Below are 23391 nucleotides of genomic sequence, written 5' to 3'. Positions count from 1 at the left end.
ATTTGCTGACAGAAGAAAAAATTACAATGGAACTGCTTCACAGGGAAGGACTGGCAAGAATAGGCCGTTTTAAAACTCCTCATGGATACGTGGATACACCAAACATAATGCCGGTGATAAACCCAAATATCCGCACACTGCCCATAGAGACCATGAAAAGAATGGGTATGCAGTGTATCATTACGAATAGCTACATAATACGAAGAAATGCTGAATTAAGGGAAAGGGCATTAAAAGACGGACTTCACTCCCTGGTTGGATTTGACGGCCCTATAATGACCGACTCAGGAACTTTTCAGAGTTATGTATACGGAGATGTGGAATTTCAAAATGCTGACACAGTGAAATTCCAAATTGATATTGGGAGCGATATTTCAACAATTCTTGATATTTTCTCGACACCAGATAATACCTTGGAAGAGGCGTCATATGCCGTGGAGGAAACAAAAAGAAGAATGGAAGAGGTTGAGGCATTCAGTTATGAATATAATGTTGCAGGGCCAATACAGGGTTCTGTATATCCTGATCTCAGGGCAAAAAGCGCAAGAATGATGTCTCAAACTTCTGCATCCTATCTTCCAATTGGGGGGGTAGTTCCACTGCTTGAGCAGTACAGATACAGTGACCTTGTGGACATAATAATCACGTCCAAGCTTAACTCCACTTTCTCAAAGCCAGTACACCTCTTTGGGGGAGGGCATCCAATGTTCATGGGAATGGCAGTCCTCCTTGGTGTAGATATGTTTGATTCAGCCTCATACGTTAAATATGCACGGGATGACAGAATGCTTTTTCCTGAAGGGACAAGAGATCTGAAGGAATTAATGGAGATTCCAATATGGTCTCCACTTTACAGTAGGTATAATGCTTCGGAACTGAAGTCGCTTGATGATGAAGAGAGGAAGAGGGTGCTGGCAGAGCATAATTTATTTACAATTTACATGGAACTGGGAGAAATAAGGGAAAGAATAAGGGAGCAAACTCTGTGGCAGTATGTGGAGGGTAAGGCCAGAAGCCATCCAGCCCTTATGCAGGCATTTAGAAGAATTTTAGATTATTCGGAAATGATGAATCCCTATACGGAATTATATAGAAAATCCCCTTTTTTCTATTTTGATGATCTTTCCGCCAGAACTCCATACGGCTACAGGATCCGTAACATGAGTAAGTCGCGAGATAATTGCGTTGAAATTCCCAAAAAATACTGTCTTCCCGCAGGTCTGGATCAGAGTTTCATAAGGGATATTTATGAAAAATCCACAGACAATTTTTCATTTCCATTTGGAGATTTAATGGTACCGGCAGAGATGGAGGAATCATATCCTATCCAGCAGTCCATAATTATCAACAGATTACCTGAGTCTTACCGGGGCACGAAAATAGAAATCCAGGATGATGTAAAACAGAAGAGATACTTCCCCCTGGAAAAGATCAGGTTCCTGGCGGATCTGCAATTCGGAACAGGTTCAGGAAAGGCCCTATTTGTTGATGATATTAAGATAGATATTTCGAAGAAAACCGGAAGGATAAGGACAATAAGACGGGGTGAGAAAATAATTGCAACCATGAGGGCCCACGATGGATATCTTGCCCTTACAATGGATGGTGGAGAGGTTATCAGGCAATTTCACCGTGGAATTAAGAACAGAGTCAGGGTAACGGAAGAGAGTGCAAAATTTAACTCCGTGGGAAAATCCGTTTTTTATCAGTTTATTTTAGAATGTGATGAAGAAATTGTGCCTTATAATGATGTCCTTGTTGTCGATCCGGAGGATCATCTTGTGGCTGTGGGTCGAGCTCTTGCATCAGGAAAGGAAATGGGACAATATAAAAAGGGGATAGCTGTTACGATCAATCACCATAGGAAGGATACTTCCTAGACTTTCTCCTCTGCAAATACTGGTCATACACTGTCCAGAACATTGCGGTAACCATTAAGGCTCCCCCGGCTATTGTATAATAACTGAGGGGGATTCCAGTTATAATTACTGAAAATATTGCTGCAAACACAGGCTCAGATACCATTATTATCCCAGCTTTTTCCGGCTTTACATACACCAGTGCCTTGTTGACGAGAAAATAGGCTATTACTCCCGCAAAAATTGCGGTGAAAAGAACGCTAAAAATAACCATGGGTACCTGTAAATTTGCGTAGACCGGAAAGGAAGGTATCATAAGGGATGAGAAAAGGAATACGGCAAGCATCTGATAGAATGTAAATTTCACCATTTCTATGTTGTTGTGTTTGGCCACATATATCATCTGAAGTGCGTATCCAACTGCGCAGATCAATGTCAGAATATCTCCAAATTGAACAGCGGCATTATTCAGCTGCCCTCCGGTAATTATAACAAGACCCGCAACTGCTATTATTACTGCAAACCAGTCTGCTTTGGCAACCTTCATTCGAAGAAATAGGAATGAAATAATCGGGACAAGAACAACATAGAGGCCTGTTATAAGACCAGAAATTGCAGGAGTTGTATAATAAAGGCCCACGGTCTGAAAATAATATCCCATAAAGAGGAAAAATCCCGCAGTTATCCCTTCACGAAAGCCAGAGAAATTGTATGGTCTGGGGATGAATGGAATCATGATCAGGGCCGAAATTCCAAACCTCACGGATAGAAATATTACGGGCGACATATATTCAAGAGACACTTTAATGAGTGGGAAAGTAACGCCCCAGGAAAGGGTAGATATAATGATCAAAAATGAATATTTTATGTCATTCTCCAACTTTATCCCTCATGGGGATGAGAACGTGCCTCAGGATACCTGGACTTCTCATCAGAACATTAAGGACCACCCTTGAAGGGTAGTCTATATCACCAAGATTGTTTATTATTTCTGTAATTTTAGGATTTCCCAGTCTTCTTCCAAGCTCTACAAAGGATCTATCGCTTATTTTTGCGAACATTTTCTGTATCCTCAAGTCCCTTTTCAATTCCTTTCCAATCTCCCTTTTCCACATTACCTCATACACTTTGAGAAAAGACTGCGAAAAATCACTATGATCGTATGCACCTGTTAGTGCTTCTGCTGCCTTTTGGCCGGAGATCATTCCTGTATAGATACCACCACCACTGAGTGGTTTCACTATACCTCCTGCATCCCCTACAAGAAGCACTCGATTTCCGTATGTTTTTTTGAGTGTGCTTATGGGTATAGGGCCACCTGTTATGGTGATCTTTGAAGGGTTGCCCATCCTGGAATTAATATTTATAAATTTCTCCCTCGAAAGTCCAAATCCAGCAGTTCCTATTCTTGCCAGATCTCCCGCAGGTGTTGCCCATCCAAAAAATCCTCTGGAAAAGGATGAACCAAGATAGACATTTACGGAATCCTGATCATCCATCATTTTGGCACCATCGATCTGATATGCAGAGATCATTCTTTCAATTCTCATTCCTGGGAACAGTATTTTTCTGGTTATACTATTTGCTCCATCTGCTCCAATAATTGCCATGGCATCTTCCTCCCTAAGATTACCACCTTCTCTGAATTTTATCCTGACTTTATCATTATTTACATTTACATCAATCATCCTGCTCTTCAATTTAAGTTCAGTTCCAGCGCCAGTGGCGAGTCCGGACAAATCCTGATCAAATCTATCTCTCTCGAGAACGTAACTTTCCTCATCCTTTCTTATGTGTATGCTGTTATCGTCAGGGAAAACGATGTGGGCACCGTGCACCCTGTTAATAACCGATTTGGTACGGCTCATTTCTATGACCCTTCTAGATACGAGGCCAGTGCATTCCACGGGTTTGCCAACAGCTTCATGTTCCTCCAGCTGCATAACCTTGAATCCCTTGAGGCTCAGATTATATGCCGCAAATGAACCTGCAGGCCCGGCTCCATTAATTATAAAATCATACACAGAGTCACCTCAGAAGAAGCTGTCCAGAGTACTTGTTTCCCTATTGTCTCCTGTTTTTTTCTGTGTCTTTTTCACTGATGCAAGATTTAAGGGTGTACCGAGGCTTTCCAGTACTCTGTTTACCGTTTCCTCAACCCTGCGGGCATAATAGTTCCAATCAGGTTCATACTTAAACTCTTCTCCGTCAATATATGGTTCGACCTCCTGCGGTGTTCTGGAGCTGTCTGTTACTATCCAAGAGACCTTCATTCCAGGGATGAATCTTTCGCCACGCTCCTGTAGTTTCCTTGCAGCCCTTACATTTGCAAGAGAATCGGCATTTGCATAGGAATCTTCATCCTTTACTGATCTTGATATTACCAGTTTTTCAACACCTAGTGTCCTGTCACCCCTCAGGAGTCTCTTCACAATATCTTCCGAGTATTCTCTTGCCCCCTCTATATTTCTTTTCATTAAGAAATCAAATACTGTTTGAAGTGCCTCACTTTGAAGATCGAAGGAATCTGTTCGTCTTACCTCATATCCACGCACCAGCATCTGTCCTTTGTCCTGTTCAGGATACACTATTGTTCCAACATATCTCTTCTTGGCACCATGGGAAAAAAAAGGGTCCATTATTTTTTCAAATTCTATTGTGACCTGAAGTTCCTTTGAAATCTGTTCCGAAAGTTTTTTTCCTAAATCTATTGCTTCATTCACACTTTTCTTTTTAGATTCAATAAAAACACTATCGGTATCACCATATATGACACGATAACCATTCTTTTTTAGGTCTTCTATAAGTTTCATTATCGTCTCCCTTGCAAAAGCAGTAACTGAAGCTCCAAGTTCAGGGTTTGTGAACCTGTAAAATGCTGATGCCAGGACTCCATAAAAGGTGTTCATCAGAATTTTCAGGGCATTCTGAACTCCGTCCAGATAGGCCTTTTGTTCCCCTGAGGAACTTTTCATTGCTCTCTTTACTTCATCCCTTCTGTCCATAAGGCTTTTTAACAATTCAGGGACAATACCTCTCTTTACAGATGGGTCAAGAAATCTTGCTCCAGTTGGTGAAACAATACTCCCCTGCAGACTTAGTGTAGAGAAGCATATATTGTATTTCATAATCATTGAGGGATACATGCTTTTAAAGTCAAGGACTATAACCATATCGTAAAGCCCGGCTCCAATGGATTCCACATGTCCACCTTCGATGGCCTTATCCTTCAAATTGGATGAGGATGTCATTGGAACTGCTATTCCTCTCCTGTCTGCAAGTCGTATAAGTAAGGAGTCAACGTAATTGCTTGTTCCTCCATTTGTTGTATCTTCAAGAGGTAGCTTTGTCACAGTGGACATGAACATATTTCTCTCGACCACTCGCATCTTTTCCATTATCTGCCTTGTTAGATCTGCATCCTTGATACAGTAATCAATAACCTCTTGCGGCCTATTTTCGTATTCCTCCACGATCCTCAGTCTGTCCACATCGTCCTTGCCTTCTCCCAGCAATTCCTGTGCTACAAAATTAAGTGTTTCATGTTTTGGATGAAGATATTTCTTAACATTCCACCATACATCGCTTATGATCCTGCCTTTTGTCCTCCAGAACTGTCCATTCACCCTTCTTGCCTTGCTTCTATCCCTGCCAATGTCCAGAGTAAGGTTATACCTTGACATTCTGTATTCTATTACTGGCAGATCATATCCGTCTATGTTGTAACCTATCAATATGTCGGGATCAACAGTGTATATCAGTTGATTAAAATTCCTGAGTACCTCTTCCTCCGAGCCTGTAAGACATCCCTTTTCCAGCTCCCCGTTCTTTCCATTTGAAATGGAATAGCCTATGATAAGTATTCTTCCATATTCCTCGTTATTTTGAGGTGGAAATGCATTTTCAATATCAAAACTTAAAATCCTTACAGGAGGATTGAAATCTTCAACATTTTTTATTCCATCCCAGGAGGTTTCAATGGTTATATCCGTTGAATATTTTGGCTTTTCAACAGGTGTTCCTTCCACCTCTATGCAGGAGCCAAGATCGTGGTCGTATATGAATCTGTGATGGAATGGTATGTCAGCAGCTGCAATTCTTGAAACAAAGAGTTTTCTTATCTCAGGAACCTTGTATGGGTGAGTAATATAAATTCTTTCAATATTACGATCCTGTCCATCATACCAGAGTTTCTTGCTCTCCATTCTTTTGAATTCAGGATTATTTTTTATTCCTCTAATCTCGGCATCGGTGGGTTCAATCACATCAAAGTATGGATCAAAACCTCCACATAAAACCGTCACAGACCTTCCATCTTCCATTCGTCCAAATAACTCCACTCTTATATCGTCCAGACGGTATGAGGCAGCAATAATCCTCATCTTTATTCGCATTGCCTTTACATGTTATTCAGGATTTAAATCTATTCCATTTCTTAGGGTTATTATCTTTCTTAGTAACAGAACTTTTATTTCTATATTTGTAATATCCAGTCAGTTCAGGGGAGCTGAAAGGCTGAGAGGATCCGTTGGATCGACCCTTTGAACCTGATCCGGGTAATGCCGGCGGAGGGATAAGATGGTAGAATACTCGTTATTTTGGATTACAGAAAGGCCTGCTAAATGTGTAATATTTTCTAAGGAGGTTTCAACATGGCTATAAACAAAGGTAGCCTCTTTATTTCAACGTCCCTTTCTTTTGCTTTTTGGGGTGTCATTGCCACATTGGGGCCACTGGCAGCATCGGGGTCCATAATTGGTGGGCTAAATCATCAGTATAAGGTATTTTTCCTCCTCTTAGGCCCTATAACAGTTCCTGCCGGAAATGTCATTATGGGGATTCTGGCAGATTTATTTGGCCGAAAAAAAATATTCACATTTACAATGTTTCTCTATACCATAGGGATTATAATTATAAGTATAAGCTACAATGTAATTTTCCTGACAATTGGGTTGATACTTGCGGAATTTGGGGTAGGAGGAGAGGAACCATCTTCACTTTCCCTCATATCCGAGGAGACAAGTACAAAAAGGAGGCCCATATGGCTCACCATCATAACCAACTTCAACAATATAGGAAGTGCCCTGACAGCAGGATTATTTTTCATTGTAAACAACAATATTGAGGACAGGATAATTCTCCTGGCATCATCTCTTGTGGTTATTTTCTCTATTCTGATAGTAAGGGGGAGAATACAGGAATCTCCAATATGGAGCAAAAGGGAAGGAAGGACTGTAGAAGGAGAAGTTCCCGCATCAACGTACGATTTCTCCACTGAAAGCGATATGAACATAGAAAAGGATCAGATAGAATACGCCGAAGGAAACAGGATTAAACCTAACTTCCTTTTTTCTTACATATTCTTAGGTGTAATAGGAATTTCCCAGTATCTAACCTTTGGACTCATGGCATACGTGATTGCTCCAGTAGAATTCCCCAGTACTTCCGAAGATGATCTCATAATACTTGTAGCTTTGATAGGTGCATCAGTTGCAGGCTTTTTTGCTGCACCACTCGTATCCGGGAGAAGAAAGGACTATACTTTATACTCATTTACTTTAGGTACCCTTACAATGGTAGTCATTATAGCACTTTTACCATATTTAGAAAATATGCTAGTATTTCTTCCATTGCTTTTCGCGAACATGTTCATGAGTGAATTTGCATGGGCTTCCAGGTCAGTCTTGGAACCTGAGCTTTTCAAGACAAGTTACAGATCAAGTTCAATTGGTCTTGTACGATTATGGCCCATGGTTGCCTACCCTATATTTACCTATCTTACTTCATCAATGAATCTATTGAACTTCCTAGTGGTCAATTTGGGTCTCTGGGGGGCCGGTCTATTCTTTTCAGTAATTTGGTACATTTACGGGGTTGAAACTTACAATGCTTCAATAGACTATTAATTCATTCAAATTTTTCATAGAAATTCGTGAAATTTATTAAAATGGTCTCACAAATTTGCTTCATTGAGAAGTTTATAATTTGATCTAAGATCCTTAAAGACTGATTTCAACCCGCTCTCTATTTCTATGATTATTTATGCATTCTGCTGGAGAGATAACCAAATACTGCATCTATTTTTTATCTATCCTTATTCCGTTGAAGGGATATTTATGAAGTTACATGTAACTCTTCATATCCAAAAGATCTTCTAAACTCTAAATACTCTGTGTTAGGCATAAAAGAGAAAAATTAAATATTTCCGCTTTTGAATATATGCAAAAATATGAATCGAAATGGAATGGAGAAATACAATTTTATTTCAAAAAAGGAAAAATGATTATCCTACCAGTTTAAATAAATTATGTTTGTATTATATTTGTTAGATTATGCCTTGCTATCCCATAGCTATTTACTGAATTACTTATATTCTGAGTCCCCGTTTAATTCTGCTAATTTGTTTAATATAATTTTTATTAATTATTATTTGATACAAATCAATTTTATCTTTAAATCAATACGCTTCACTATTTTTGTAAATGTTTGAAAATAACTTTTTTTATGTTATCGCTATTGGTTATATGGCAGTTGAACAAGGGGATATCTCTGTAAATATGTCATTAATGAATATCACATATTAAAATAGGTTGAAATTAAGAAATAAACGCTCAGAAGAACCTATGTTTCCTCAAAGAATCTAAATAAATATTAAACACTGTTTCAGGTTTATTCGAATTCAGTCAAATATATATCTATGGAATCGATGGAATTATTATAATACGAATAATGTGATAAGGCTGATGAGAAAAAATGGCACCTATGGTTGATATTGTGGACAGATACGAGAGATTTAGGAGAAATGTTTTGAATTTGCAGGCATCAGAAAACTTTATCTGCTCCCATGTAAGAATGGCATTGGGATCAGATCTTGCAGCTCGTTATTCTCACATAATGCCAGATGGTCACAACGCTTATGGCGGAACAGAGAAGATCGAGGAAATATACAGTGAGGCTGAAACATCTGTTAAGAATCTTTTTCATTCAAAATTTGCTGAAATCAGACCTACCGGTGGCCATATCGCAGCTGAAATATCAATTCTTTCTGTAGTTAAGAAAGGGGGAATTATAATGGCAATACCAGAGGAATTTGGGGGTTATACGGGATATATGCAGGCTTATATTCCAGACATGTTTTCAATAAAATATGAGCCAATTCCATACAATGAGGAAACTCAGGAGATTTTGTACGACGATTTCGAGAAAAAAACTAAGGAACTCAAACCTCAGGCTATCATACTTGGACAGTCATTTTGTGTTCGTCACTACGATCTGAAAAGAATAAGAGAAATTGCTGATTCCATAGATGCAAAGGTTCTGTATGACGGTTCCCATCCAATGGGTCTGATTGCCGGAAAAAAATTTCAGGCAGATGCCCTTCAATATTCCCATATACTTTACGGTTCAACTCATAAAACATTTTTTGGTCCACAGGGTGGAATTATATTGACAAACGATGAGGAACTATATTCCAAGATAGAAGAAAATACTGTGTGGAAAACATTTGATAACTATCATCCAAATCACGTGGCTGCTCTCGGTATAGCTGCTCAGGATCTTCTACAATTTGGTGAATCATACGCCTCATGGGTTGTCTCCAACTCTGTCAATCTTGCAAGATCCCTTCAGGATTCAGGCATAAGTGTAAAATATTCTCCTTGGTATACGGAGTCTCATCAGGTCATACTTTCAAAAGAAAATACGCAAAAGTACGGCGACTTCAGGGAAATTAGCAGAAAATTGGGAAACAACAACATTATTGTTGACACTGAAGGCAGAGTCGGTACATCCGAGATTACAAGACTCGGCTTAACGGATATGATGAAACTGGGCCAGGTAATTTCAGATGCAATCAAGGGAAAGGACGTAAGAAAGGATGTGACTGAGATACTGAGAAATACAGGCGTAAAATACTGTAGGTGAGAAATATGAAAATGGTTGACGAAATTATGACTTCAAACCCGCTGGCAATAGAAGAGGAAGAAACGGTTTCATACGCAATGAATAAGATGAGGGAGAAATCAATAGCACAGCTACCCATAATTTCAAGGGGAAAATATGTTGGAATGATAAGTTACAGAGAACTTTTAAGGAGAAAGAGCCTTCATCTCAATTCTAAGGTTAGGAATTTTGCCATGAATCCCCCTGTATTGAATAAAAATAATACGATAAAGGATGCAATAGAACTTCTCAAAGACACATCACTGGGAGCTATTCCCGTATTAGAAAAGGATAAACTGGTGGGTCTTGTTTCCAGAACGGATATAATAAAAAATATATCTTCATTCGAGGAGGTTAACCAGTTTCAGGCACAGGATGTAATGAACGAACCTTTCAGTGTAAATCTGGAAAGTGATGTGGAAGAGGCACTTGAAAAGATCAGAGAACACGACACTGATATGGTTCCTGTGGTTGATGATGAAGATAAGATTCAGGGTTTGGTCAGATTGGAAGATGTGGCAAATTATGATATCATAAGCAAAGAAACCATGGGAGGAGGAGACTTCAGCCAGAAAGAAAGAATGGATGTCCAGGCAAAATCAATTATGGATAATCCCCTCTTTTCCTATGAAGACGATAAACTGACAACATCATGCGATACTATGGTTAAAAATCATCTTCATTCCATACCTGTGTGCAATAAAGGTATGAAGGTTACAGGCATAATAACCATCGATGATGTCATCGGGGTCATTTCCGGGAATGAGGAAACAGAGGGTCTACTAATAAACATATCCGGTCTATCATCAGGCGACACTGATCTCTATGAGACCATTTATTCAATGGCTGAAAAGTTTGTACCTCGTTTTTCAAGAATTCTAAACCTCAAGGGTGCAACCCTTAATATTCATGTGATAAAATATCACGGTGAGGAATCTGGAAGAGTCAAATACTCCATTAGATCGAGACTTCTTGCCAGAAAGATAAACCTCTCGGTTAGCAGTTCTGGCTGGAATGCCGGTAAAGTTATGTCAGATATATTTGAGACATACGAAAAAAGGGCAAAGAAGGAGACAGGAAAGGAGTAATCCCTAAGAAATTTATTATTATTTCTAATTTTTCCCTATTTTTTTTAGATGTGGATATTTTCTTTTTATTTCTTCCGCCATAGGTTTCAAATCGTTCAGATTTACATAATCCTCCCCTGGAACAATTTCAGAGAGGCTTTTGTCGTGCAGGTCTTTCATTTCCCTGTTTTTCTCAAAACCATAAAATCGTCTGAAGAGTTTCTTTGCGCTTATTGCGGTTGTTCCATTTCCCATAAATGGGTCGAACACTATATCGCCTGGTTTTGATGAAAAATTAATCATCCTTTCAACAAGCTCTATGGGTAATTTTGTACCGTTCTTTTCCTTTCCTCTTGCGTAATCTCTCCTGATTTCCCAGACATCTTCAGGGTAAAATTCGAATTTATTAAAGAAGTATTTTTTTTCATTCTTAACCACGTAGAGGATATGGTAGTGGGATGTAACGAATTTTCTCCTAGTATAGACACCAAACTGGTACTTCCATATTATATGATTTATGGTCTTTAATCCGGATGAGGAAATTGAGTTCAGAATTTTGTCCAGATTATTCCATCCAGAAACTATATAAGCTGATCCTGTGTCCTTCAGTATTCTGTAAAGTGAAGTGATCCATGATCGGCTGAATTCATCATATGACATATTCAGAATCTCTTCATATCCTTCCTTTACCAGATTCTCATTTCTGTTATAATTCCCCTGTCTTCCGTTAAATCCTATACCAAAGGGAGGGTCCGCTATGATCAGATCCACTGAATTGTCGGGCATCTTTTTCATACCGGTTAAACAGTCCTCGTAATCGATTCTATCCAGTATGAGGGGAAAAACTCCCTTAGATTCCTCATACATTCTTTCTGCCTGGGATTTCGTGTATGAGTATGGAACAATGAAGTTGAGCTGAGCAAGTCCGCTGATATATTTTTTCCTCTTCGCTTCCATATTCTTCCTTACTGTGGTTTTAATTTAAAAAATTAAACAAAAAATAGCCTTCAATTTATTAAAAAATTAATGGGTATTTAATTTCTTGTAGATGTTCAAATATTCCAGACCTTTCTTAATTCCCATACCCCAGTCATCTCTCTTGTGCTTTCCCACGAACTCATCGACTTTTTTCTCCTGAGAAAGGCCAACATAGGGAATCATGGTTTCGAGGAATCTTGAGGTATATCCGGTGCCTGCAAAGAACCTGTCTATGGCATTTATGAATCTCTCCATGTTGTCGGCAATATAGGGTCTGTTATTGAAATTTAGGGAAGCACTGCTGATAAATCTGAAGGAATCCTGCTTCTTGATTTTTCCACTCTCAATGAGCTCCCATACTTTTTCAAGTTTATCATTTCCCTTCAAATACCCAGTTGCTGAAATAATCTTTACTTTGTCTTCGTCTGATTTCAGTGAGTTAAATTTGGAGATTAAGCCCTCAGGGTCGTTCTCTGATATTGCATAGGCGTAGGCCGCTGCCTGCCTGGAATCTGGGCTTATCTTCTCGAGATTTTTGAAGTTATGTGCAAATTCCTTGGCGAACAGTGGGTCTATGAGAGTGAGAACAGATTGCATTCTACCCCTTATAACGGATACATTAATTGGCTCTCCAGGTTTCTGATCCCCTAATTTCTGAAGATGTTTCCTAATGTATTCTCTGCCGAATTTGTCAACCTCCTCAGATTTTAAGAGAATGTTGTGCATCTGAAGTATTATTCCAACGATCTCATCTCTCAAAATATAGTCGTCTTCATCCATGAATAGTTTCATTGTATCTATGAGTTCATTTAAACTTCCTTTTCCTGACATAAGGTATGCATAGGAATCAGAAATAAGACCAAGCTTAGCGAACTTGTCCATTCTAGATGAATTTTTCCTGATGCTCTGGAATATCTCATCGTCATAATGAATCCTGTAAAATCCTGTTCTTTCCTGGTTGATATACAGGAACTTTTCCTTTTTAATATCCAGTTCTTTCCTGTCCATTAAAACGGGTTCAACCCTGTCTTCATAAACTATTGTTAAAGGTATGGGCCATATACTCTGATCAGGACTACCATCCATAAAGAATCTCTCCTGTTTTAGGTGCAGTGAATCCTTTCCGCTTGTCACATTTATAACAGGATATCCCGGCATAGTTATCCAGGCATTCATAATTTTTGAAACAGGCATACCAGACACTTTCTCGATTGAATTCCAGAGGTTCTCTCCTATGGCATTTGAAAAACTGTTCTCCTTAAGGTAGTTTCTCACACCGTTTCTGAAGTGCTCCTTTCCAACATAGGCCTCAATCATTCTCAGAATGCTTCCGCCCTTTGAATAGGATATTTCATCAAAAATCTGTGAGATTTCATCAGGGTTCTTCACGTCAACATGTATTGGATGTGTATTCCTCAGGGAATCCCCTGTCATACCCCTTTCTGTTTCGTCTGTAACAAATTCTGAGAATATTTCCCACTCAGGATGCTTGTGTTCCAGCGCCTTATAGCTCATGAATGTAGCAAAACTTTCGTTTAACCAAAGGTCATCCCACCATTTCATTGTAACAAGATCTCCAAACCACTGGTGGGCAAGTTCGTGGGAAATGACCTCATCGACTCTCTTCAGAATAGCTGAACTTGTGCTCTCACCAACCATTAACTCAATCTCTCTGAAAGTTATTGCTCCCCAGTTTTCCATCGCGCCGAAGGCAAATTCGGGAACTGCAATCAAATGCAATTTTGGCAGCTGATATTTTATGTTGAAATAGTCTTCATAAAAATCAAGTGTCTCATTGGCCATTTTAATTGGAACCTCTGACATCTTGAATTTTCCCTTCGCCCCAGCGAGGTAAACCGGCTTTCCGTCGTGGGTCATATGGATCATGTCATACTTCGCGGCACCTATATATAAGAGATAGGTTGACATTTTTGGGGTTTGCATGAACCTTATTATCTTTCTTTCCTTTTTATCCTCCACCGATTCCGCTGGCATGTTTGAAATTGCATCGTAATCTGAAGGTATATCAAGAGAAAGTTCGAATATGGCCTTATAGGCGGGATGATCAACACATGGGAATGCAAATCTTGCACCCGTAGATTCAAATTGAGTAGAAACGAAGTAGAAACCCTCCTCCTTGGAATAGTAAATTCCATTCATTCCATCGGAGATTTTCCCCTTAAATTCGAGTTCTAATTCAAAGTCTCCTTCATATTTTCCATCAACATTTACAATTTCCTTTTCCCTCTCTATTTTAAAGGAAACCTCTTTACCGTTAACCTTAATCCATGGAATCTCCATATCCACTGAATTAAGCCAGATACCTCCGTCCGCCTTCCCTTTTATTATTTCTGTACCGGAAAAGGTCAGAGTAGCAATATCAATCTTGTACTTTATATGGTATATTTCTACCTCTTTCATACAGACTGTAATTTGATTAATTATAAAAGATTAGGGGATAATATATGGTAGCAAAAGTACTGGATGTAAGTTGCGACTTGGAAGACAGTGAGAAGGCAATGGCCGGATCCCGCATCATACAGGGAGGTGGAGTGGTTATATTTCCAACTGAAACTGTATATGGTATTGGGGCCGATGCTGAAAATAACCAATCCTGTCAGAAAATATATAAAATTAAGGGAAGACAACCCGATAATCCTTTAATCGTCCACGTGGCAGATTTGAAGCAGGCTGAAAAATATGCTTACCTATTCAGAGTAAAGAAATTTAATGAGTTATCTAAATTTTGGCCTGGTCCACTGACCATTGTAATGCCGAAGAAGCCCACGGTCAGTGATGTAGCCAGTGCAGGACTTGATACTGTAGGTATAAGAATACCGGATTGTGCTTTCACAAGAGAGTTCATAAAGTTAAGTGAAAGAGGGATTGCGGCTCCGAGTGCCAACATGTCAGGAAGGCCAAGTGCAACAAGGGCAGAACACATAATTAATGAACTCAAGGAGGTAGATCTTATTTACCGGGCTGAACCAAGCAGAATAGGAATCGAATCAACTGTAATTTATCCCCAGGATAATAGATGCGTCATTTTGAGACCGGGTGCCTATACAGAGGATGATTTTTCAAATATATTCGATGAGGTGGTTTATGCGAAACCGGAAGACCCAGTGAGATCTCCCGGCATGAAGTACAGGCACTATTCACCTGAAAAAATATTATTGAGAGCAAAGAGGGATGACCTTTTGGACTACGTTGAAAAACACAGTGACGTGATTCCCATAGTAACAGAGGAGACTGCAAAAAACATTAAGGGAGAGAAATGGATTTTGGGCAGCATAAAAAATCCATATGAAATATCATCATCACTTTATGATCTTTTCAGGCGTCTTGATGGGTCTGGATATTCCAGAGGAATAATAGAATGCCTTCCAGAAACTGGTTTTTTCAATTCAATAATGAATAGGATTAAAAAAGCATCAGTGGAACTTTGATTAAAGTAAAAATTCAAAAGTTTCCATCTTTTTTCATAATATTTTTCCCAATGTAAAGTGTCTCGTATTATTTATAAAACATATGTCCATATGTACCTATGCCAAAGGTAGCTGTTATCATGGGTAGCCAATCTGATTTTGAAGTGATGAAGGCAGCCTGTGAGACTCTTAGAAGTTTTCAGGTAGATTGTGAACAGAAAGTTGTCTCAGCCCACAGGACCCCAAGAATGATGTTCGATTATGCTGAAAAGGCTAGTGCAAGAGGCATTGAGGTAATTATAGCAGGGGCAGGTGGTTCAGCCCATCTACCAGGAATGGTTGCAGCAATTACAACCCTGCCGGTAATAGGAGTTCCTGTTGAAACAAAATCACTGAAGGGAATGGATTCTCTCCTATCCATAGTGCAGATGCCTGCTGGAATACCTGTTGCCACAGTGGCTATCAATAATTCAAAGAATGCTGCACTTCTTGCAATTCGTATTCTATCACTGAAATATCCTGAACTTGCCTTTAAGATGAGGAACTTCATGGAGAGGGAAAAGGAAAATGTTGAAAACACAAAACTTCCACAGTAAGATCGGGATAGGTGGTGCAGGTCAGCTGGGTACAATGATGATTTTAGAGAGTCGGGGACTCCCTTTGTACTTTAACGTTTATTCAGAAGGGGCGAATGAACCTGGTCTTGAAATAGCCTCTGAGAGTTTCATTGGAGTGGATTATGAAAGGTTTGTGGATCAGTCAGATTTTGTAACCTTTGAGTTTGAGCATATTAATCCTGACATGATCTCCTATGCCTCAAAGGAAGGGAAACTGAGGCCTGGAGTCAGATCTATAGAACTCAAAATGCAGCGCCACAAGGAGAAGGAGTTTTTAAGAGACAACTCATTTCCAGTTGGAAAATTCACTGTGGCCACAAGCTCAGAAAACGCCTTACGAGAGGCGTCCAGATTTGACAGATATGTCATAAAGCGATCCTCTGGCGGATATGACGGAAAAGGTCAGTACTATTACAATCATATGGAAGATTTTCCAGTGGGAGAGAAGGGGTTTTTTGTCGTTGAAGAATTTGTCGATTATATTTCTGAGGCCTCCATAATCTGCGGCAGAGATTCACAGGGAAAGGAGATATTCTATGAGCCTTCCTATAATGTAAATATTCAGGGAATACTCATAAGAAACAATACTGGTATTGAGGATACAGAAATAATATCGTCCATGAGGGAAATAGGTTCAAGGCTGATGAAGAGTCTGGATTACGTGGGAATAATGGGTATTGAGTTTTTCCTCACTCAGGATGGTCCCTTAATAAACGAGTATGCCCCAAGAGTGCATAATACGGGTCATCATACTTTGATGGGGTCATCTATTTCTCAATTCGAGAATCACACAAGAGCGGTGACAGGGATACCTCTGGAAGATCCTGTAACTTACGTGCCATCAGGGATAGTAAACATAATAGGAACAGAACTTTCTAAGGCACAGACAATTGAAATCGCAAAAATAGGAGGCACAAGGATATTTATGTACAGGAAGGGTGAGGTCAGGAAAAAGAGAAAGATGGGTCACGTTTGTGTGACTGCGAGTAATAAAGAAGAACTCTTAAAAAAGGAAAGAGTCATAGAATCTGTTTTATACCCAGAGGGACTTGAAAATTATCTTTGAAATTAGGAAGTAATATTAACATACCTTGCTATATCTATTTATGACAATGGAACCTCCAGGTAAGCCAGGTATTGCACCCAGGTGGACCTCAAGTGCAAAGGACGGAGTAGGCTGTGCCATATCTGCTTCTAGCAGGGTATGGTATACTGTATCCCACGGAATAATAAATGAAATTTTTTATCCTAGAATAGACATAGCTAACACAAGAGATCATGAATATTTAATTGTAGGAAATAATTTTTTTTCAGAGGAAAAGAGGGATACAATATCTGAAACAGAGTGCATCGAAGATGGAATCCCTGCATTTAGTATTATAAACAAACACAAAGGTGGAAAGTACGAAATAAGAAAGACAGTATTTTCAGATCCGGAACGAGATGTCATAATTGAACACGTTAAATTTCATGACCTCTCAGGAAAAAATCTCAGGATATATTCTCTTACTGCACCACACATTAAAAATTCTGGATACGGAAACAGCGGATGGATCTTGAACTACAAAGGAAGAAGATTCATGATTGCCTCAAGGGAAGGGACATGTATGGCCCTTTTTTGTCCATCTGCCCAAAGTGAAATGAGTATCGGTTATTCAGGTTTTTCAGATGGATGGCAAACCCTTAGCAGGGAATTCAGAATTGAAAAGGAATATGATCATGCTTATGATGGAAACATAGCAATGACATCGGAAATTAACGAATCTTCTGAATTCACCTATTTTATAGGATTTGGGGATACACCAGAGGAGGCAGCCCTGAAGACATTACTTAGCTGGTCTGAGGGCTGGGAAAATAAATTGAATAAATTCACTCATATCTGGAAAGAATTTTATTCCAAACTGGAGGAGATTCCTGATAAATCAAAATATAAGTTATCTCTGAGAAGCATGAGTGTAATAAAGAGCCACCAAGCTGGTTTTCAGTTCAGAGGTGGAATAATTGCAAGTCTGTCCATACCTTGGGGATTTTCAAAGGGGGATAATGACATAGGCGGTTACCATTTAATCTGGCCAAGGGATATGGTGGAAGCCTCAGAAGCCTTAATCGCGGCGGGGGATTTTCAGGATTCCGTGGAGGCCCTTTCTTATCTGAGATCAACACAGGAACCTGACGGGCACTGGCCTCAGAATATGTGGCTTGACGGTAAACCTTACTGGAATGGAATACAGATGGATGAGACCGCATTTCCCATAGTTCTTGCATATATGTTATGGAGGCGTGATCTCATAAATTTGAGTGACTATATGTCGATGATACGCAAGGCAGCCAATTACATATGCCTTTCAGGCCCAGCAACTGATCAGGATAGATGGGAAGAGGATGGTGGGTATTCGCCCTTTACAATAGGAGTTGAAATAACTGCACTGGTGTGCGCAGCGGAAATGGAAGAGTCAATGGGAGGACGAAGAGCAAAATTCTACCTTGATGTTGCGGATTCTTACAATTCGAATATCGAAAGATGGACATATGTCAGTGGAACAGAATTTGCAAAAAGGGCAGGAGTTGAAGGGCACTATATCAGAATTGCTCCGACCGATGTTCAGGAATATAGTGAGAGAGGAATAATTCCCATAAAGAATCGAGGGGACGGAGAGGACCTATTTTCGAGCTCAGATATAATAAGTACCGGTTCTCTTGCACTGGTCAGGTTTGGAATTAGGGCATGGAACGATCCAAAAATATTAAACACGGTAAAAGTAATTGACATGGTACTTAAAACGGAAACCAAAAATGGACCTGTATGGCATAGATACAATCATGACGGTTACGGAGAACACGATGATGGAACACCATTCAATGGCACAGGTAGAGGCAGAGGATGGCCACTGCTAGTGGGAGAAAGGGGAATGTACGAATTGGCTTCTGGTAATATTCAGAAGGCAGAAGAACTTTTGAAAGTCATGGAGAAACAGACTGGAAAGAACGGCATGATACCAGAACAGATATGGGATTCGGATGATATACCTGGAAAAAATCTTTACAACGGAAAACCGTCAGGATCTGCAATGCCTCTTGTATGGGCTCACGCGGAATATCTGAAGCTGGCCAGATCTATTGAAGATGGAAAGATATTTGATATGATACAATCAGTCTATGAGAGGTATGCTGTTGGTGGAAAGAAAAATAACATTTCCGTGTGGAGTTTCAAAAACAGATTCAGGTGGATAGAAAGTGGGAGAATTATAAGATTCATCTCCGGACAACAGTTCTCCCTCCATTATTCATGGGATAATTGGCACACAGTAAAAGATAGGTCTTCTGCCATGGCAGACCATGGTATATTTTATCTCGACATTGAAACAGAGGACAGAGAAAATGTTGATTTAACATTTACATTTTACTGGCCTGAATGGGATAAATGGGAGGGCAGAGACTTTTCAATCACTGTGAAGTAGCCTTTCCGCTTCCAATGGAGGTGGCATCAAGAGACTTGATCTTTATGCTCATCCTTATAACCAGGATCAGGCCCACCATAACAATAAGCGCGGAAATCAAGAAGTCCATTGCAAATCCTACATAGGAGACAAGAAATCCTGAGATCAAGGCCCCTATAATCTGTCCCATACCTAGAATAGAATTATAGAAACCGATAGCTCTGCCCCTAATTTTTGAATTAGCCATTCTTGTGACTGTTGTTATTTGGGAAATACTTATAAAACTCCACAAAAAACCCATGAATCCATAGAGAAATATCACCAGAATCATCACCTGGAAAGAGAAAAATCCAAAATAGGGTATTATTGCAATTGAGGAGAAGAGTAAAACCCTCAGAGAAAGAGGTAAGTACATGGCCTTTTCCAGGCTCCTCTTCTTTATGTACGCGGATGACAACCTGAATGAAATCACAGAAAATGAACTGTTAAGAAGATACATTATGTAGACTTCTGGTTCATTGGCCCCAAATTTTTCGATAAGAAGAACCGGGTAAGGTGTAAAAAAAAGCTGGAAGCCGATCATCAAGGTGGTGCACACAAAAAGATACATCTTTAGATCTGGTGACATTTTCTCTCTGGTTTTCCGTCCGAAGAGTTTTATTATATGTATCACATAGGTTGGCGCGTATCTTGTTCTTTCGAACACCCTCGTGGAAAATATATCGGGAATTGAGCTTCTTTTAACCTTAACACTGGATTCTCTGAGTAGGAAAATGGCCAGAATGAATGAGACTAGATAGAAAATTGAGGAGAGAACATATATTTCCTTGAGAATGGAGGCGGAACTCGGGTTTTCAATTACAATCAAAAGTCCAATCGAAAGTCCAGCAACCGTACCTATAGTGGATATAGCATTAAAACTTCCCACAACGCGTGCCCACTGACTCTCCTGCTCATTTTCAATAACAAGAAGCGTTGAGACCGGTACAGATGCCATTGCGAAAAATTGATAAAGTATGAGGACGCCCATATATTCATATATTGTTGATACAAAGGCAATTAAAAAGAGCGAAATGAAACTGCCCATGAAACCTATCAGAACGAAAATCTTCCTCTTTTTTACGTTGTCCGATATATTGCCCCACATTATCAGTGCTAGGACTGAAGACAGGGAAGAAAGTGATGAGGCAATTCCAACAAATACGACACCCTGCCCAAAATAAATTGATATGAATAGAGGTATCATTGGATTTAGGAGACCTGCTGAAAGGTTTGATGTTATGTAAGAAGAATACCACAGGCGCCACCTCTTGCTGTAACTCAGAGGGACCGAAGCATCTGATTCCATTTATACCATTTCCTGCGCATTTCTCCATTGTAATTAAATATTTTACTCTTCCAATCTTTTTCCTGTTAGAAACCCTATCATTTCAAGAAAATTTTTTGCAGTCTTAGAGGTCCCTGTGAAATTTACGAAACCGTGTATCATGCCTAAGCACCTGAAGGAGGTCACACTTACCCCTTCCTTTATCATTCTGTCTGCAAGGCTCTCACCCATGTCCCTGAGCGGATCATACTCTCCTGTTGCAATAATTGTCTCTTCAATTCCCTTAAAATTGTCTGCGGCAAAAATGGAAAAATAAGGGGAGACAAAATCCTCCTTGCTATTTAGATACATGTTGGCAATCCAGAGTAACATTTCTCTATCTAGTCTGTAACCTTTTGTGTATTCTCTCATAGAAAAGGATGATTGATCAAGTCCTACAAAGGGGTATATCAGAACCTGCATTTTTGGAAGCACTTTGCCTTGATCCCTTAACATCAAACTGGCAGCTCCACACAGATTTCCTCCTGAACTATCACCCATCAGGGCAATTCTATTCTTGTCTATGTGTAATTCTTCACTGTGTTCATATATCCACAGGAATGAATTAACCGCATCATGAACGGCTTTTGGAAAACGATGTTCTGGGGCAAGACGATATGCAATGGATATAACATTTGATTTGGAGGAGTTTGCAACTATTCTACATACATTATCGTGTGACTGAATAGAATCGAAAACAAATCCCCCTCCATGAAAGTATACTATAGTGCCTTTACCAGCATTTTCTGGTTCGTAAAGCCTTGCATCCAAAATTGCATCTGTATATAAAATCTTAAGATCTCTGACCTTCTTAACTTCCTCCCTGGAATTTTCCCTGTATGAATTCTCAAGTATATTTCTTAGCTCAGGTACCTTTTTTTCACTGAATTTCCAAGGCTCAATCATTTTGGAAAGTTCAATGGCACCTTGTAGAGATGGATCTATGGCCATACAGCCTGCAAATGAAAGTTCTACTTAAAGATTGACTAAATATTCTATTATAAAAAATAAGTGTATTTCTGTTTAGGGTTTTCACAGTATTTATGATCACAGTGGTTTTAAGTTACATCAATGATATCAAGGGTGCCTTATATTTTCACATTTCAAATCCTTCCCAAGGGACGCAGGCACCTAGGAATCAATTATTTATTAACCTGGTCCACATATGCTAAAAAAATGGAATATCTAAGGCTCATGAAATATCCCGGCGCAAAGAAGGTCATGACCGGGGAAATAGGTGAAATTTATTCAAAATCAAGGGTAAGCAATTTTATTGACGTTTTTGGTGGGTCCGGTTCAGTATCGCTCAATATACAGAGCAGATATACTGTTTACAATGATTTAAATGAAGATCTTTATAATTTATTTATATGTGTACAGAGGAGGCCTGAAAACGTTTATTTTCTTTTGAAGGAGGGTGTCAAAACAAGGAGGAAACTGTTAGACGACCACGATCTTAGCAAGAATCAGATAGACAAAGAAATGGTTTTTGAAGTAAAAAGGATCGGAAAGGAGCATGGAATACCTGAAAAGGATGTGAATTCGGTGCTATTCCTTATAAGAATGAATCTTTATTTTGGAGGAATGGGTAATACATATCCTACAAGAAAAGAGAAAGCTTCCATGGCATACATATCAAAAACACTGGACCAGTTGCAAGATATTACATCTAAGGTCAAAAAATGGAAGATTGAAAATCTCGATTTTCGGCAGGTTGTTGAAAAATATGATCATTCGAACGCTTTTTTCTATTTTGATCCCCCATATCCAGGTGCAGATTGGTATGATATGAACTTTGATTCGGTCGACTTCCAGGATCTAGCTAATATCCTATCCAATATGAAAGGGAGATATTTGCTGACTATCGACCCAGATTCTTCAAATTTACTGGAAATTTTTGGTATGCCAGGTTATATAAAGGAATTCAAGAATGAAAATGGTCCACCTGATGGTCTCACGAATGCCCCTAGGAAGAGAGCTTTCTATATTAAGATTTGAAATTGATTATAAATTTTCTCTTATTGTTTTAATTAGAAAAATCTTAAAATTATAATCTTACTGAGAAAAAAGGATAACTAAGGGTACACTCAAGTTGAAAAGTAGATAATTATGGGATGTAATTTATAAAAGGTAGAAGGATGAATCTTATTTTATAATTGCACACTCTTCACATATTATTCATCATCATCTTGATTTTTAGTATTAATCGCTTAATTAGATATATTCCGAGGTCTTTGAAAAATTAGATTCCAAAAAGGTTTCCTTATAAGATAAGAAGGATTTTCTATATGTCTATTTCTTAAATTTACGTGCTTATCCTACTATAATGTTTCGCAATTTTGAGATATTTTAACCATTTTGAATAATGGAATCTGACCTTTTTCACTGCTTCTCCATGTTTTTATCTCGAAATGAACTTATCTTAATTTGCCCAATGTCTTACGGTCTTTGAGTTTCAGTTAATAAATCCATTTTTAGAAGAGATTATAAAAAAATGTGCGTTAATAGATTAAATTTCCTTATCCTCTATTATCAACAATACACCCTGAACTCCCGAGGTTTTACCACCACGATATCTTATCAAGAGCCTCAAGGATATCCTTCTGCTTCCTTGTCCTCTCAAGTTCCACAAGATTTCCGCTCTGATCTTCTATCACATGCAGTTTCTCAAGTTCCAGGAGCATCCTCTCTAAAGAAT

The 23391-nt window shown here is 39.1% G+C and carries 16 protein-coding genes and 1 riboswitch; of the genes, 9 read left to right on the top strand and 7 right to left on the bottom strand.

Features of this window, described 5'->3' with window-relative positions:
* Positions 1–2: 2 nt before the first annotated feature.
* Positions 3–1880, top strand: a complete 1878-nt coding sequence (tgtA, locus tag ACNF42_RS01160) for a tRNA guanosine(15) transglycosylase TgtA (RefSeq protein ID WP_443337984.1) — start codon at positions 3–5, stop codon at positions 1878–1880.
* Here tgtA and ACNF42_RS01155 read toward each other — a convergent pair.
* From ACNF42_RS01155 to ACNF42_RS01145, 3 genes are read right to left on the bottom strand one after another with little or no spacing between them, the layout of a single operon-like run.
* Positions 1852–2739, bottom strand: coding sequence for a DMT family transporter (locus ACNF42_RS01155; RefSeq protein WP_443337982.1), 888 nt, complete (start codon positions 2737–2739; stop codon positions 1852–1854). The genes tgtA and ACNF42_RS01155 overlap by 29 nt on opposite strands.
* Positions 2729–3883, bottom strand: a complete 1155-nt coding sequence (locus ACNF42_RS01150) for a geranylgeranyl reductase family protein (RefSeq protein WP_443337980.1) — start codon at positions 3881–3883, stop codon at positions 2729–2731. The genes ACNF42_RS01155 and ACNF42_RS01150 overlap by 11 nt, the downstream gene beginning before the upstream one ends.
* A 9-nt stretch (positions 3884–3892) precedes the next feature.
* The gene (locus ACNF42_RS01145) at positions 3893–6253 is read right to left on the bottom strand and encodes a DNA-directed DNA polymerase (protein WP_443337978.1); all 2361 of its coding nucleotides are present in this window, start codon (positions 6251–6253) and stop codon (positions 3893–3895) included.
* Positions 6254–6349: 96 nt separating this feature from the next.
* Positions 6350–6450: riboswitch (TPP riboswitch) on the top strand.
* A gap of 61 nt (positions 6451–6511) precedes the next feature.
* Between ACNF42_RS01145 and ACNF42_RS01140 the strand changes: the two genes are divergently transcribed.
* The 3 genes from ACNF42_RS01140 to ACNF42_RS01130 all read left to right on the top strand — a co-directional run bounded on the left by ACNF42_RS01140 (position 6512) and on the right by ACNF42_RS01130 (position 10888).
* Entirely contained in the window at positions 6512–7765 is a 1254-nt protein-coding gene (locus ACNF42_RS01140; protein ID WP_443337976.1) for an MFS transporter, read from the top strand.
* 847 nt (positions 7766–8612) lie between these two features.
* Positions 8613–9782: a PLP-dependent aminotransferase family protein gene (locus ACNF42_RS01135; protein WP_443337974.1), complete on the top strand. Its 1170-nt coding sequence runs from the start codon at positions 8613–8615 to the stop codon at positions 9780–9782.
* Between the two features lie 11 nt (positions 9783–9793).
* Positions 9794–10888 carry a CBS domain-containing protein gene (locus ACNF42_RS01130; RefSeq protein WP_443337972.1) on the top strand — a complete coding sequence of 365 codons (1095 nt, stop codon included), beginning with the start codon at positions 9794–9796 and terminating at the stop codon, positions 10886–10888.
* 24 nt (positions 10889–10912) lie between these two features.
* Here ACNF42_RS01130 and ACNF42_RS01125 read toward each other — a convergent pair whose 3' ends face one another.
* Together ACNF42_RS01125 and ACNF42_RS01120 are read right to left on the bottom strand one after the other, a co-directional pair.
* A complete protein-coding gene (locus ACNF42_RS01125; RefSeq protein WP_443337970.1) occupies positions 10913–11824 on the bottom strand; it encodes a DNA-methyltransferase in 912 nt (303 codons plus the stop codon).
* Between the two features lie 66 nt (positions 11825–11890).
* Positions 11891–14266, bottom strand: coding sequence for a M1 family metallopeptidase (locus ACNF42_RS01120; RefSeq protein WP_443337968.1), 2376 nt, complete (start codon positions 14264–14266; stop codon positions 11891–11893).
* A 44-nt stretch (positions 14267–14310) separates the two neighbouring features.
* Here ACNF42_RS01120 and ACNF42_RS01115 point away from each other — a divergent pair, with 44 nt between their 5' ends.
* The 4 genes from ACNF42_RS01115 (at position 14311) to ACNF42_RS01100 (ending at position 19348) form a co-directional block, all read left to right on the top strand.
* The gene (locus tag ACNF42_RS01115; RefSeq protein ID WP_443337966.1) at positions 14311–15294 is read left to right on the top strand and encodes an L-threonylcarbamoyladenylate synthase; all 984 of its coding nucleotides are present in this window, start codon (positions 14311–14313) and stop codon (positions 15292–15294) included.
* Between the two features lie 98 nt (positions 15295–15392).
* On the top strand, positions 15393–15869 hold the full coding sequence (gene purE, locus ACNF42_RS01110; RefSeq protein WP_443337964.1) for a 5-(carboxyamino)imidazole ribonucleotide mutase: 477 nt from the start codon (positions 15393–15395) through the stop codon (positions 15867–15869).
* On the top strand, positions 15841–16956 hold the full coding sequence (locus ACNF42_RS01105; protein ID WP_443337961.1) for an ATP-grasp domain-containing protein: 1116 nt from the start codon (positions 15841–15843) through the stop codon (positions 16954–16956). The genes purE and ACNF42_RS01105 overlap by 29 nt, the downstream gene beginning before the upstream one ends.
* Before the next feature lie 40 nt (positions 16957–16996).
* The gene (locus ACNF42_RS01100) at positions 16997–19348 is read left to right on the top strand and encodes a glycoside hydrolase family 15 protein (RefSeq protein WP_443337959.1); all 2352 of its coding nucleotides are present in this window, start codon (positions 16997–16999) and stop codon (positions 19346–19348) included.
* Here the strand turns inward: ACNF42_RS01100 and ACNF42_RS01095 are convergent.
* Both ACNF42_RS01095 and ACNF42_RS01090 read right to left on the bottom strand, forming a co-directional pair.
* Positions 19335–20675 (bottom strand): MFS transporter, encoded by a 1341-nt coding sequence (locus ACNF42_RS01095; protein ID WP_443337957.1) that lies wholly within the window; start codon positions 20673–20675, stop codon positions 19335–19337. The genes ACNF42_RS01100 and ACNF42_RS01095 overlap by 14 nt on opposite strands.
* A gap of 42 nt (positions 20676–20717) precedes the next feature.
* On the bottom strand, positions 20718–21644 hold the full coding sequence (locus ACNF42_RS01090) for an alpha/beta hydrolase (RefSeq protein ID WP_443337955.1): 927 nt from the start codon (positions 21642–21644) through the stop codon (positions 20718–20720).
* Positions 21645–21869: 225 nt separating this feature from the next.
* Between ACNF42_RS01090 and ACNF42_RS01085 the strand changes: the two genes are divergently transcribed.
* A complete protein-coding gene (locus ACNF42_RS01085) occupies positions 21870–22691 on the top strand; it encodes a DNA adenine methylase (protein WP_443337952.1) in 822 nt (273 codons plus the stop codon).
* The last annotated feature ends 700 nt before the right edge of the window (positions 22692–23391 follow it).

It is taken from the genome of Cuniculiplasma thermophilum (assembly GCF_052315355.1).
Classification (GTDB): Archaea; Thermoplasmatota; Thermoplasmata; order Thermoplasmatales; family Thermoplasmataceae; genus Cuniculiplasma.
This window is presented reverse-complemented; position numbering and strand designations above follow the sequence as displayed.

Bases quoted from the DNA above. Each gene is read 5' to 3' on its own strand.
- ACNF42_RS01145 (WP_443337978.1), bottom strand. From the start codon at position 6,253: ATGCGAATAAAGATGAGGATTATTGCTGCCTCATACCGTCTGGACGAT.
- ACNF42_RS01140 (WP_443337976.1), top strand. From the start codon at position 6,512: ATGGCTATAAACAAAGGTAGCCTCTTTATTTCAACGTCCCTTTCTTTT.
- ACNF42_RS01135 (WP_443337974.1), top strand. From the start codon at position 8,613: ATGGCACCTATGGTTGATATTGTGGACAGATACGAGAGATTTAGGAGA.
- ACNF42_RS01130 (WP_443337972.1), top strand. From the start codon at position 9,794: ATGGTTGACGAAATTATGACTTCAAACCCGCTGGCAATAGAAGAGGAA.
- ACNF42_RS01125 (WP_443337970.1), bottom strand. From the start codon at position 11,824: ATGGAAGCGAAGAGGAAAAAATATATCAGCGGACTTGCTCAGCTCAAC.
- ACNF42_RS01120 (WP_443337968.1), bottom strand. From the start codon at position 14,266: ATGAAAGAGGTAGAAATATACCATATAAAGTACAAGATTGATATTGCT.
- ACNF42_RS01115 (WP_443337966.1), top strand. From the start codon at position 14,311: ATGGTAGCAAAAGTACTGGATGTAAGTTGCGACTTGGAAGACAGTGAG.
- purE (WP_443337964.1), top strand. From the start codon at position 15,393: ATGCCAAAGGTAGCTGTTATCATGGGTAGCCAATCTGATTTTGAAGTG.
- ACNF42_RS01105 (WP_443337961.1), top strand. From the start codon at position 15,841: ATGTTGAAAACACAAAACTTCCACAGTAAGATCGGGATAGGTGGTGCA.
- ACNF42_RS01100 (WP_443337959.1), top strand. From the start codon at position 16,997: ATGACAATGGAACCTCCAGGTAAGCCAGGTATTGCACCCAGGTGGACC.
- ACNF42_RS01095 (WP_443337957.1), bottom strand. From the start codon at position 20,675: ATGGAATCAGATGCTTCGGTCCCTCTGAGTTACAGCAAGAGGTGGCGC.
- ACNF42_RS01090 (WP_443337955.1), bottom strand. From the start codon at position 21,644: ATGGCCATAGATCCATCTCTACAAGGTGCCATTGAACTTTCCAAAATG.
- ACNF42_RS01085 (WP_443337952.1), top strand. From the start codon at position 21,870: ATGGAATATCTAAGGCTCATGAAATATCCCGGCGCAAAGAAGGTCATG.